The organism is Kitasatospora sp. NPDC059577 (genome assembly GCF_042735475.1).
Taxonomy (GTDB): Bacteria; Actinomycetota; Actinomycetes; order Streptomycetales; family Streptomycetaceae; genus Kitasatospora.
In genome coordinates this window covers 21364-34729 of the sequence record NZ_JBHWBZ010000002.1, presented here as the reverse complement: position 1 = coordinate 34729, position 13366 = coordinate 21364, and the positions used below count along the sequence as shown (strand labels likewise).

3 protein-coding genes are annotated in these 13366 nt (G+C 76.0%); all 3 read right to left on the bottom strand.

Features of this window, described 5'->3' with window-relative positions; genetic code table 11:
• Positions 1–5643, bottom strand: a 5643-nt coding sequence (locus tag ACFV0O_RS02780; protein ID WP_380335421.1) for an amino acid adenylation domain-containing protein, incomplete at its 3' end; no start/stop codon positions are given.
• Positions 5640–12200 carry an amino acid adenylation domain-containing protein gene (locus ACFV0O_RS02775; protein ID WP_380335418.1) on the bottom strand — a complete coding sequence of 2187 codons (6561 nt, stop codon included), beginning with the start codon at positions 12198–12200 and terminating at the stop codon, positions 5640–5642. The genes ACFV0O_RS02775 and ACFV0O_RS02780, both read right to left, overlap by 4 nt.
• Entirely contained in the window at positions 12187–13239 is a 1053-nt protein-coding gene (locus tag ACFV0O_RS02770) for a TauD/TfdA family dioxygenase (protein WP_380335415.1), read from the bottom strand. The genes ACFV0O_RS02775 and ACFV0O_RS02770 overlap by 14 nt, the downstream gene beginning before the upstream one ends.
• Positions 13240–13366 lie beyond the last annotated feature (127 nt).

The following is a 13366-nucleotide window of genomic DNA, read 5'->3' as shown; positions in this document are numbered from 1 at the left end:
CCGCCGCCCCCCGCGCCGGCGCGGCGGCGTCGACGCGGGCGCGGCCCCCCCCCCCGCCCCCCCCGCGCCGCGCCCCCCCCCCCCCCCCCCCGGCCCGTCCTCGCCGGTGGTGGTGACCGGGGTGAGCGTGGCGCAGACGGCGGTCTCGGTCGGGCCGTAGGCGTTGACGAAGGTGGCGTGCCGCGACCAGCGGGCGGCCTGGGCGGCCGGGCAGGCCTCGCCTGCCGAGACCAGCACCCGCAGCTGCGGGAAGTCGGCCGGGTCCTGCTGGGAGAGCAGGGACGGCGGCAGGGTCATGTGGGTGACCAGGGCGGACTGCTGCCGCAGGTCGCCGGGGTCGGTGTCCGGCGGCGGCAGCACCAGTTCGGCGCCGTGGGTGAGCGTCATCAGCAGCTCCCAGACGTACGCGTCGAAGCTGGGCGAGGCGTACTGGAGCACCCGGTCGCCGGGCCGCACGTCGAGCGGGCCGCACTGGGCCTGACGCAGGTTCAGGGCGGCCCGGTGCGGGACGCCGACGCCCTTGGGCCGGCCGGTCGAGCCGGAGGTGTAGATCAGGTAGGCGAGGGAGTCGGGGTCGGCGGGGCCCTCGGGCGTGTACGGCGGCAGCGCGGCGTACGCGTCCGGGTCGAGCACCTCGACCGTTCCGGGTGTTCCGGCGGGCAGGGCGGGCCGCAGCTCGCGGGTGGTGAGCAGGACCGCCGCGCGGGCGTCGGTCACCATGTGCCGCAGGCGCTCGGCCGGGTAGGCCGGGTCGAGCGAGAGGAAGGCGCCGCCCGCCTTGAGGACCGCCAGTTGCGCGGTGACCAGGTCCGGGGTGCGCGGCAGGTGCAGCCCGACGACGGTGTCGGGCCCGACGCCGAGGGTCCGCAGCCGGTGCGCGAGCCGGGCGGCCCGGTCGTCCAGCTCCCGGTACCCGACGGTCCGGGTGCCGTGGCGCAGCGCCGTCGCGTGCGGGGTCCGCCGGGCCTGCAGCGCCACCAGACCGTGGACCGACCCCTCCTCGGGGAGCGGTGGTTCGGCGCCGAGCCCGGCGCGCAGCGCCGCCGCGCGGTCGGCCGGCGGCAGGGTGAGGGCGCGCGGGTCGGCCTCGGGGTCGGCGGCCATGGACTCCAGCACGTGGCGGTAGATCCGGCCCAGCAGGGCGAGGTGCGGGCGGCCGACCACCGCCGGCCGGGCGCCGAGGCGCAGCACGCCGGGGAAGGTCCAGACCTCCAGGCCGAGTTCGCTCGGGCTGAAGTCGTCGACCATGCCGATGTCGCCGGACTCCCAGTCGAGCACGTGGAAGTCCAGGTAGCCGAACGCGGCCTCGACCAGCGGCGCGTCGGAACCCCACGCCCGCCGCATGGCCGGCATCGGGTAGCGGCGGTGCGGCCACAGGTCGGCCTCGCCGGCGAAGACATCCGCGACCAGGGCCCGCCAGGTGGGTGCGGACAGGTCGGCCGGGAAGGGCACGGTGTTGAGGTACAGCCCCATCACCTCGTCGCCGCGGGCCCGTTCGGGGCGGCCGTTGGTCACCAGGCCGGTGAAGAACCGGGTGCGTCCGGCGGCGATGCCCAGGGCCGCCAGGTGGGCCGCGTGCAGCACGCTCTTCAGGGACGCGCCGGCGCTCGCGGCGAGCCGCCGCAGGTCGGGCAGCAGGTCCTCGTGCTCGACGTCGACGATGTGGGCGCGTTCGTCCTGCTCGGTGCCGGCCCAGCCCGGGGGCAGCTCGAACTTCTCGTGCCGGGTGACCCGTTCGGCCCAGAACGCGCGGTCCTCGGCCGAGTCGAGGGCCGCCAGCTCCAGCGCGACGAAGTCGGCGAAGCGCACGTCCGGCGGGGGCGGCAGATCGGGCCGCTTGCCCTGGCGCAGGGCCCGGTAGAGGGCGATCAGCTCGGCGACCACGGAGGTGTGGCTCCAGCCGTCCAGGATGGCGTGGCACTCGGTGTGGGTCAGCCACCACTCGTGGTCGTCGATCAGGTGGGCGGTGTACCGCAGCAGCGGTGCCCGGGCCAGGTCGAACGGCCGGCGCCGCTCGGCGGTCAGGAAGCCGTCCACCAGGGCCCGCCGGTCGGCGGCCGGGAGGCCGCGCAGGTCCTCGACGTGGACGGGGAGTTCGGCGTGCCGGTGGACCAGCTGCAGGACCTGGGAGAAGCCGGAGAGGTCGAAGGAGGTCCGGAGGATCTCGTGGCGTTCCACCAGCAGCCGTCCGGCCTCCCGCAGGGCCTCCGGGTCGAACGGCTCCTCGTCGCGGACGCGGTAGCAGGAGACGTTCTGGTAGACCGCCCGGTCGGTGGCGGCGAGCATCTCGAACACCATGCCGCCCTGGGTCTGGGCCAGCGGGTAGGCGTCGGAGAGGCCGTCCGGGAGCCGCTCGCGGTCCTCCGCGCCGATCAGGGCGAACGCCTCCACCAGCGGCCCGTCGTCCGGCCCGGCGTCGCGGGCGGCGTCCGGTCCGGCGGCGTCCGCGGCGCGGACCAGGTCGGCGAGTTCGCCGACCCGCTGGCGGGTGAACAGGTCGTGCACGGCGAGCCGGATCCCCTGCGCGCGCAGGGCGCCGACCGCCCGGATGGCGCGCATCGAGTCGCCGCCGAGCTGGAAGAAGCCGTCCCGGACGCCCACCCGGTCCAGGCCCAGGGCGTCGGCGAACGCCTCGGCGAGGGTCTGCTCCAGGGCGTCCCGGGGGGCCACGTACTCCCCGGCCAGCGCGGAGCGGCTGCCGTCGGGGGCGGGCAGCGCCCGGCGGTCGGTCTTGCCGCTGGGGGTGAGCGGCAGGGCGTCGTGCAGCAGCCAGTGGGCCGGGTGCAGCTGGGCGGGCAGCCGGTGGTGCAGGTGCTCGCGCACCGCGGCCGCGTCCACCGTGCGCGGGACGAGGTGGGCGACCAGCCGGCCGTCGTGGACGGTGACCGCGGCCGCGGTCACGCCCGGGGCGCCGGCCAGCGCCGCCTCGATCTCGCCGGGCTCGACCCGCTGGCCGCGGATCTTCACCTGGTCGTCGAGCCGGCCGAGGTACTCGATCGCGCCGTCGGGCCGCAGCCGGGCCAGGTCGCCGGTGCGGTAGAGCCGCTCACCGGGGGCGGTGGCGAACGGGGACGGGACGAACCGCTCCGCGGTCAGCGCCGGCCTGCCCAGGTAGCCGCGGGCCAACTGCACGCCGCCGAGCAGCAGTTCACCGGCCACCCCGATCGGTACCGGCCGTAGGCCGGCGTCCACGACGTACGTCCGGGTGTTGGCGATCGGCCGGCCGATGGTGACGGGTTCGCCGGGAAGGCACTGCGCGGCGGTGACGTCCACCGCGGCCTCGGTCGGGCCGTAGAGGTTGTGCAGCTCGCAGCCGATCCGCCGGTGCACCGCCTCGGCCGGCTCCGCGGGCAGGGCCTCGCCGCTGCAGATCATCCGGCGCAGCGCGGGCAGTGCGGGCAGCTCCCCGGCGAGGAACTCGCGCAGCATGGACGGCACGAAGTGGAGGGTGGTCACCCCCTCGGCGGCGATCAGCTCGGCGAGGTAGGCCGGGTCGCGGTGGCCGCCGGGCTTGGCGAGCACCATGGTGGCGCCGGTGACCAGCGGCCAGAACAGCTCCCACACCGAGACGTCGAAGCCGGTCGGCGTCTTGTGCAGGACCCGGTCGTCGGCGCCCAGCCGGTAGGCCTCCTGCATCCAGTGCAGCCGGTTGGTGATCGCCCGGTGCTCCACCACCACCCCCTTGGGGCGGCCGGTCGAGCCGGAGGTGTAGATCACGTACGCCGGGTGGGCGGGCCCGCAGAGCGGCGCCGGGTCCTCGGCGGGCAGGGCGGACAGGTCCTCGGCGATGTCGACGGGGAGCGCGTCCCCGTCCTGCCGGGCCGCCTCGGGGCCGCCGTGGCCGATCACCACCCGGGCGCCCGAGTCGGCGAGCATCAGGGCCAGCCGCTCCGCCGGGTAGTCCGGGTCGAGCGGCAGGTAGGCGCCGCCCGCCTTGAGCACGCCGAGCAGCGCCACCACCAGGTCGGCGCCCCGGTGCAGCCGGACCCCGACCACGGACTCCGGGCCCACGCCGAGAGCGCGCAGCCGGTACGCGAGCCGGTTGGCCCGGGCGTTGAGCTCCGCGTACGTCACCGTGACGCCCCGGTCGCGCAGCGCGGGAGCGTCCGGGACACGACGGGCCTGGGCCTCGACCAGGGCCGTGAGGGTCGCGGTGGGGTAGGTGCGGGCGGTGTCGTTCCAGATGTCCAGCAGCAGGGTTCGCTCGGCGGCGGGCAGCACGTCCAGGTCGTCGACGGGCAGCTCGGGCGCGGCGACGGCGCTCTCCAGCAGCCGGGCCAGCCGGGCGGCGAAGCGCTCGACGGTGCTGCGGTCGAACAGGGCGGAGGCGTAGGTGATCCCGCCGGCCAGTGAGCCGTCCGGCTGCTCGGCCAGGCCCAGGGTGAGGTCGACCTTGGCGCTGCTCTCGCCGACCGGCAGCCGCCCGACGGTCAGCCCGCCGGCCCGCGCGGGGCCCGGATCCGCGGTGGCGTCCTCCCACAGCAGCATCGTGGTGAACAGCGGGTTCCGGGACGGGTCGCGCTCCGGGACCAGGTCGTCCACCAGCAGCTCGAACGGGAGCTCCTGGTGGGCGTAGGCGTCCATCGCGCTCTCGCGGACCCGGCGCAGCAGGTCGGTGAAGGACGGGGTGCCGGAGAGGTCCGTCCGCAGGACCAGGGTGTTGAGGAACAGCCCTACCATGGACTGGAGTTCGGCGTGGTCCCGGCCCGCCACCGGGGTGCCGACGGCCAGGTCGCGCTGCCCGCTCCAGCGGCCGAGCAGGACGGCGTAGGCGGCGAGCAGGGCCATGAACGGGGTGGCGCCGTGCTCCCGGGCCAGCGCGGTGAGCCGTCCGGCGGTGTCCGCCGGGACGGTCACGGGGACCTGGTCGCCGGCGGAGTCCCAGACCGGCGGCCGGGGCCGGTCGGTGGGCAGCTCCAGCGCGGCGAGACCGGCCAACCCGGTCCGCCAGAAGTCCAGTTGGCGCTCCGATCGCTCACCGGAGAGCCGCTCGCGCTGCCAGACGGCGTAGTCGGCGTACTGCAGCGGCGCGCTGACCGGGTCGGCCCCAGGGCCGGCTGCGGCCGCCGCGTAGCGCTCCGTGAACTCGGTCACCAGCAGGTCCTCCGACCAGCCGTCCGAGGCGATGTGGTGGACGGTCAGGAGCAGCGCGTGCTCGTCGTCGGCGAGCCGGGCCAGTGTCGCGCGGAACACCGGGTCCACCGCGAGGTCGACCGGGCGGCGTTCGGAGCTGGTCAGGGCGTCGATCCGGGCCTCGGCGGCGGCGCGGTCCAGGTCGCGCAGGTCCAGTTCGTCCAGCGGTACCGGGGCCGGCTCGTCGACCAGCTGCACGGGCTCGTCGCCGACCACCGGGTAGCGGGTGCGCAGCACCTCGTGCCGGGCCGGCAGGGCGTCCAGCGCGGTGTGCAGGGCCCGGCGGTCCAGGGGGCCGCGCAGGTGCAGGGCGGCGGTCATCAGGTACTCGGTGCCGCCCGGCCGCATCCGGTCGAGGATCCAGAGCCGGCGCTGGGCGAAGGAGAGCGGCAGGGGGCCGGTGCGGGGGGCCCGGCCGACGCCGTCGGCCCGCCCCGGCGCCGCCCGGCCCTCCAGCCGTCGGCGCAGCAGCTCGGCGCGCCGGGCGGCGCGGTCAACGGTCTCGCTCATCGGACACCTTTCCGGGTCAGCAGGTCGTCGATCTCGTCGTCGGTCAGCCGGTCGATGTCGGCTTCGACGGCCTCCTGGACGGCCTCGGCGAGGGCGGCCACCGTGGTGGCCTCGAACAGTCGCCGCAGGGGCAGGTCGATCGCGAAGGCCTCGCGCAGGGCCGCGAGCACCCGGGTGGCCAGCAGGGAGTGGCCGCCGAGGGCGAAGAAGTCGTCCCGGGCGCCGATCCGGGGCAGGCCGAGGATCTCGGACCAGATGGCCGCGAGCGTCTCCTGGACCGGGCCCTCGGGGGGCAGGTGGTCGGCCGCGTCCTCGGCGCCGGCCGGGGCCGGGTCGGGCAGTGCCCTGCGGTCGACCTTGCCGCTGGACGTCATCGGGAACTCCGCGAGCGGGGTCCAGCGCGCGGGGATCATGTACTCGGGCAGCAGGTCGCGCAGGTGGGCGCGGAGCTCGGCGACCGGCGGGACCTCCTCGCCGGGCCCGGCGACCAGGTAGCCGACCAGCTGCCGCTCGCCGGGCGCGGTGGGTGCCGCGACGACCACGGCCTCCCGCACCGCGGGGTGCCGGGCCAGCGCCGCCTCGATCTCGCCGAGCTCGATCCGCAGGCCGCGCAGTTTGACCTGGCGGTCGATCCGGCCGAGGAACTCGACGGCGCCGTCCGGCCGGCGGCGGACCAGGTCGCCGGTGCGGTAGAGCCGCTGCCCGGGCGCGGTGGCGAGCGGGTCGGGGACGAAGCGCTCGGCGGTCAGGCCGGGCCGGCGGTGGTAGCCGCGGGCCAGGCGCACCCCGCCCAGGCAGAGTTCACCGGGCACCCCGACCGGGACCGGCCGCAGGTCGGCGTCCAGGACGTGGGCCCGGGTGCCGGGGACCGGCCGCCCGATCGGCAGCGCGGCGGCCGCCCGTCCGTCGGCCCGGTCGGCGGCGCCCACCGGGTGCAGCAGACAGGTGACGGTCGCCTCGGTCGGCCCGTAGTTGCCCAGGAAGCGGCCGGGCAGGCCGGTGTCCGCCCAGCGCCGGGCGTCCTCGACGGTGACGACGTCACTGCCGACGTTCATCAGTTTGAGGTCGGTCAGCCGGCCGAGGTCGGGGGACTCCAGCATCGCCCGGTAGTAGGCGGGGGTGATCTCGACGACCGTGACGCCGAACTCGGCGAGACGGGAAGGGAGTTCGGCGGGCGTCCAGAACTCCGGAGCGCCGACGACGATCGTGGCGCCCGCCACCAGGGTGGCCGCGATCTGGTCCATCGCCACGTCGAAGGTGAGTGCGGACAGCAGGACCACCCGCTCGCCCGCGGCGATGCCGTAGGCGTCGGCGATCACCCGGCAGTGGTGGGCGTAGGAGCGGTGCTCGATCATCACGCCCTTGGGGCGGCCGGTCGACCCCGAGGTGTAGATGACGTAGGCGAGGTTCCCCGGCCCGGCGAGCGGCGCGGGGTCGGTCCGGTCGGCCCGGTCTGTCCGGGCGGCCTGGTCGGCCGGGCCGGCCGGGCCGCCGTCCTGCTCGGGCTTGTCGTCGACGAGGACCGTCCGGTACCGGCCGCCCGCCGTCCGGTCGGCGAACTCGCTTGTGGTGAGCACCAGTTCGGCGCCGGCGTCGGCGAGCATGAACCCCAGCCGCTCGGCCGGGTGCCGGGGGTCGAGCGGGACGTACACGCCGCCCGCCTTGAGCACCGCGACCAGCGTGACCACCGCTTCGACGCTGCGCTCCAGACAGGAGGCGACCACCGTCTCCGGCCGCACGCCGAGGTCGCGCAGCCGGTGGGCGAGGCGGTTGGCCCGCGCGTTCAGCTCCGCGTAGCCGATCCGTTCCTGCCCGGCGAGGACCGCGACCGCGTCGGGGGTGCGGCGGGCCGTGCGCTCGATCAGCTGCGGGACGCACAGGTCGTGCTCGTCGGCCGGGTCGAGGGCGGCGGTCCGGTGGCCGTCCGGGTCGGGCCACAGGTCGAGGAGTTGGTGGCGTTCCCGGTCGGTGAGCAGACCGAGGTCGCCGAGCCGGGTGTCCGGGGCGGCGGCGATCGCCTGCAGGAGGGTCAGGTAGTGCCCGGCGAGGCGGTCCATGGTGGCCCGGTCGAACAGGGCCGTGGCGTACTCGAACCAGACCCGCAGCCCGCCGTCGTCGTGCTGGGTCACCGTCACGGTGAGGTCGAACTTGGCCACGGCGGGCCCGGCGTCGAGCCACTCCGCGGTGGCGTCGCCGAGCGCGGAGGGCAGGCCGTCCGCGCGCTGCAGTTCGAACATCACCTGGAACAGTGGGTTGCGGGAGAGGTCGCGGTCCGGCCGCAGCGCGTCGACCAGGTGCTCGAACGGCACGTCCTGGTGGGCGAGCGCGTCGGCGGACGCCCGGTGCACCTGTTCCAGCAGCTCGGTGAAGCGCGGGTCGCCGGCCAGGTCGGTGCGGATCACCAGGGTGTTGGTGAAGAAGCCGACCAGGTCCTCGGTCTCGGGCCGGGTCCGCCCGGCGACGGGGGTGCCGACCGCGACGTCCTCCCGCCCGGTGTGGCGGCCCAGCAGCACCTGGAACGCGGCCAGCAGCAGCACGAACGGCGTCACGCCGCTGCGCCGGGCCAACTCGGTCAGCTCCCGGCCGAGTTCCGCCGGGACGGCGGTGTCGAAGGTCGCGCCGCGGGTGTCGCGGACGGCGGCGCGCAGCCGGTCGGTGGGCAGTTCGACGGGCACCAGGCCGGTCAGCCGCTCCCGCCAGTGGTCGAGCTGCGCGGCCAGCGCGCCGGCGTTCTCCCGTTCGCGCTGCCAGACGGCGAAGTCGGCGTAGTGCACGGGTTGCGGCCGCAGCGGCGAGGGTTCGCCGGCCGCGAGCGCGCGGTACGCCCGGTCCAGGTCGGCCAGCAGCAGCCCGGTCGACCAGCCGTCGCAGACGATGTGGTGCAGGGTCAGGGCGAGCAGGTGCTCGTCGGGTGCCGTACGGATGACGGTGACGCGCAGCGGCCACTCGGCCGTCAGGTCGAACGGGCGGCCGCCGACGTTCGCCAGCAGCTGCTGGGCCTGTTCCTCGGCGTCCGGTGTGGCGGCGAGGTCGACCAGCCAGAGCGGCACCGGGCCGGCCGGGTCGACGACCTGCCGGGGGTCGCCGCCGTCGGCCAGGTACCGGGTGCGCAGCACCTCGTGCCGGGCGGTGACCGCGTCCACTGCTCGGCGCAGCGCGTCGACGTCGAACGGGCCGCGCAGGCGCACGGCGAGCGGGACGAGGTACTCGTCGCTGCCCGGCTCCAGCTGGTCCAGGAACCACAGGCGCTGCTGGCCGAAGGAGAGCGGCAGGTCGCCGGTGCGCGGTACGGGCAGGACGGCGGGCCCGTCGTCGGCGGTGGCGCGGGCCGCGTCGACCCGGGCGGCGAGTGCGGCGACGGTGCGGGTGGCGAACAGGTCGCCGACGGTCAGGTCGGTGCCGAGGGTGCGGCGCAGCCGCAGGACCATCCGGATCGCCACCAGCGAGTGGCCGCCGAGCGCGAAGAAGTCGTCCTCGGCGCCGACCCGGTCCACCTCCAGGACCTCGGCCATCGCCTCGGCGACGGCCCGTTCGGCGGTGGTGCGCGGGGCCACCCAGGCGTGGCCGGCGGTCCGCTCCCGGGCCTGCGGCGAGGGCAGCTGCTTCCGGTCGACCTTGCCGCTGGGGGTCAGCGGGAGGGCGTCCAGCTGCTGCACGGTCGAGGGGACCATCGCCTCCGGCAGCCGGGCCGCGAGGTACGCGCGCAGGTCCTCGGGGTCGGCCGCGCCGCCCGGTTCGGGCACCACGTAGGCCGCGAGCTCCAGGTCTCCGGCCGACGAGCGGTGGGTGGCGACGGCGGCGGCCCGCACCGCCGGGTGCGCGGCCAGTGCGGCCTCGATCTCGCCCGGCTCGATCCGCACCCCCCGGACCTTGACCTGGTCGTCCAGCCGGGCGATGAACTCCAGCGCGCCGTCGGCGCGGCGGCGCACCAGGTCCCCGGTGCGGTACCAGCGCTCGCCGGGGGCCTGCGGGTACGGGTTCGGGGTGAAGCGCTCCGCGGTCAGGCCGGGGCGGCCCAGGTAGCCGCGGGCCAGGCCGATGCCGGCGACGCAGAGTTCGCCGGGCACGCCGACCGGCACCAGCCGGTCGTGGGCGTCGACCACGTGGACCCGCGCCCCGGTCAGCGGGAGGCCGATCGGGACGATGCCCTCGCGCTGGGCGCGGTCGTGGTGCCAGGCGGTGGAGTCGATCGCGCACTCGGTCGGGCCGTAGGTGTTGACCACCTCGACGTCGAGGAGGGTGCGCAGCCGGTCGCAGAGCTCGGCGGGCAGCGGTTCGCCGGCGGAGCACACCACCCGCAGGGCGGAGCAGTCCGCGAGGCCGGGTTCGGCCAGCAGCAGCCGCAGCACCGACGGGACGAGCTGCAGCACGGTGACGCCGTGCTCGGCGGCGGCCCGGGCCATCACGGCCGTGTCCCGGTGGGCGTCGGCCGGGGCGGTCACCACCGTGGCGCCGCACACCAGGGGGGAGAGGAACTCCCAGACGGCGGCGTCGAAGCCGATCGTGGTCTTCTGCAGCAGCCGGTCGCCGGGGCCGAGCCCCAGGTGTTCGACCGACCAGAGGACCCGGTTGCGGATGGCCGCGTGCGGCACCACCACGCCCTTGGGGCGGCCGGTCGAGCCGGAGGTGTACATCACGTACGCGGCGTCCTCGGCGCCGACGGGCGCGGGCGTCGCGAGGGCGTCGGCCTCCTGGGGCGCGTCGCCGGCCGGCACCAGCAGCCGGGGCCCGTCGGGGAGGTGACCGCGCAGCGACTCCTCGGTGATCACCAGCTCCACCCCGGCGTCGGCGACCAGGTAGGCCAGCCGGTCGGCGGGGTGGTCGGGGGCGAGCGGCACGTACGTCCCGCCCGCGGTGAGCACCGCGAGGAGGGCGGTGACCAGGTCGGCGCCGCGGTGCAGCGCGACCCCGACCGGGGTCTCCCCGGTGACCCCGAGTGCGGTCAGCCGGTGCGCCAACCGCAGGGTGCGGTCGGCGAGTTCGGCGTAGCTCAGCTCCAGGGCGCCGGCCACCACGGCGACGGCGTCCGGGGTGGCCTCGGCCTGGGCGAGGAAGAGTTCGGGCAGCGACGGGCCGGTGTGCGGGCGGTCGGTGGCGCCGGCGGTGTCGGTGTCGGTGTCGGTGGGGGTGCCGGGGTCGGTGTCGGTGTCGGTGTCGGTGTCGGTGGGGGTGCCGGGGTCGGTGCGGTTCCACGCCTGCAGCGCCCGCGACTCGGCGTCGGTGAGCAGGTCCAGCAGGTGCACCGGGGTGTCCGGGTGCTCGGCGATGCCGGTCAGCAACCGCAGCAGGTGGCCGGCCATCCGGTCGATCCGGGCATGGTCGAACAGGGCGGTCGGGTAGAAGAAGCGCCCGGTGAGCGAGCCGTCCGCCTCCTCGTCGAGGTGCAACGAGAGGTCGAAGGGGGAGGTGGTGACGGCCGCCGGGACGAGGTCGACGTCCAGGCCGGCGAGGCGGAACGGCTGCGGGTCGGTGGTGTGCAGGGCGAAGGCGGCCTGGAAGACCGGGTTGCGGGACTGGTCGCGCTCCGGTGCGAGGTCCGCGACGACCCGGTCGAAGGGCACGTCCTGGTGGTCGTACGCGTCCAGGACGCCCTCCCGGACCCGGCCGAGGAGCTCGCGGAAGGTTGGGGAGCCGGACAGGTCGGTGCGCAGCACCACGGTGTTGAGGAACATGCCGAGCAGGTGTTCCAGTTCGGGCTGGTCGCGGCGCGAGACCGACACCCCGACGGCGACGTCGTCGCGGCCCGCGTGCCGGGCCAGCAGCAGCTGGAAGGCGGCCAGGTGCACCATGAACGGGGTGGCGCCGCAGTCGCGCCCCAGCTCGGTGAGCCGGGCGGCGGGCGCGGCCGGCACGGTGAAGGTGACGTCGGCGCCGGCCGGGTCCCAGTGCGCCGGCCGGTGCCGGTCGGCGGGCAGTTCCAGGGGTTCCAGCCCGGCGAGCCGCTCCCGCCAGTAGCCGCGGCGGCGTTGCGTCCGCTCGGCGTCGGCCGCCCAGCGGTCGCGCTCCCACTGGGCGAAGTCCGCGTACTGCAGCGGCGGTGCCGGTGGGGACGCCTCGCCGGAGCGGAACGCGCCGTACAGGGCGTCGAGTTCGCGGGCGAGTACGACCCAGGAGGCGGCGTCGAAGGCGATGTGGTGGACGGTCACCAGCAGGGCCGCGTCGGTCTCGCCGAGCCGGGCCAGGGTCAGCCGCCAGGGCGCCGCCGTGCGCAGGTCGATCGGGGTCCGCCGTTCGGTGGCGATCAACTCCCGTAGCCCGTGCTGCTGTTCGGTGTCGGACCGGGCGCTCAGGTCCACTCGGCGGAGTTCGACCGGGGCCGGATCGTCGACGATCTGGACCGCGCTGTCCCCCTCGGCGGCGTAGCGGGTGCGCAGGACCTCGTGCCGGGCGGCGATCTCGGTCAGCGCGGAGGTCAGCGCGGCCTCGTCCAGCGGGCCGCGCAGCCGGACCGTCTCGTGCAGCAGGTACTCGATCGAGGCGCCCGAGCGCAGCTGGTCGACGAACCACAGCTGCTCCTGGGCGAAGGAGAGCGGGGAGCCGGTCTCATCGGGTGTCATCGGACGTCTCCCCGGGCGTGTGGGTACGGGCGGCGCGGGCCTGGGCCGCGGAGGCCGCGGACCAGGGCTCGGCCATGGCCACGGCGATCCGCCGCGGGCCGGTGAAGGGCTCGCGGCCGTGTGCCGCCAGCATGTTGTCCACCACCAGGACGTCGTCGAGCTGCCAGTCGAAGCGGCGCTGCTCGGCGCGGTAGCAGTCCCTCAGGTGGGCGACCACGTCGTCCGGGACGGGCTTGCCGTCGCCGTAGTAGGTGTTGGTGGGCAGGTCGGCCTCCGCGTACATCTCGCGCAGGCCGGCGCACACCTCGGGCCCCAGGGTGGTGACGTGGAAGAAGGCGAGGTGGTTGAACCAGACCGGTTCGCCGGTCTCCGGGTGCCGGTGCACGGCTTCGCGCCGGGCCCGGGTCCGCAGGCCGGCCGCGGTCCACTCGGCGGTCATGCCGTTGCGGGCGCAGTAGCGTTCCACGCCGGCGCGGTCCTCGGTACCGAAGGCCTGCTGCCAGCTCACCCCGAAGCCCTCGGTGAAGTTGCGGGTCACCATCCAGCCCCGGGCCGTGAACTCCTCGCGCACCGCCGGGTCGATCGCCGCGTGGACGCGCCGGATGTCGGCGAGCGGGGTGGAGCCGAGCGTCAGCGGCGGCTGTGCGCAGTGGAAGAACAGCGTGCGGGGCCAGGCGGCCTGGTAGGAGTTCTCGTTGTGGAGGAAGATCTCCTCGGCCGGGGGGTAGTCGGTCGAGGTGTACACCCGCCCCTTGATCGTGCTGCGGGGCGAGGAGCGTTCGGTGTAGGCCAGCGGTTCGCCGGAGACGGCCTCGACCACGCCCGCGAACCCGTCCACCCCGCCGACGTCGAAGCCGCGCAGCAGGACCGCGCCGTGCTCCAGGAGCCGCCGGCGGAGGAGGGGACGGGCGGCGGGCAGGTAGTCGGCCACCGGGGTGCCCGGCGCGTCCGCCGACAGGACGAAGGGGAGTGCGGACGCCGCGTCGCGCTCTCCCGAGGGGTCCGCGGCCGCGGCCGGGGGTGACGGGTTCGCAGTCATGCGCCTCAGCCTCTCCGGCCGGGCCGGGCGCGGCGAGAGAACAACGAGCAGCCCTGTCGGCAGCGCGTTCTCCGGGGCCGCTGCGCGTTCTTCTCTGCCGCCGCGCCGACGCTGCGGACTCCGCCGT

What these genes read in the sequence shown, in the direction of transcription:
- ACFV0O_RS02770 (WP_380335415.1), bottom strand. Translation starts at nt 13,239, where the DNA reads ATGACTGCGAACCCGTCACCCCCGGCCGCGGCCGCGGACCCCTCGGGA.
- ACFV0O_RS02775 (WP_380335418.1), bottom strand. Translation starts at nt 12,200, where the DNA reads ATGACACCCGATGAGACCGGCTCCCCGCTCTCCTTCGCCCAGGAGCAG.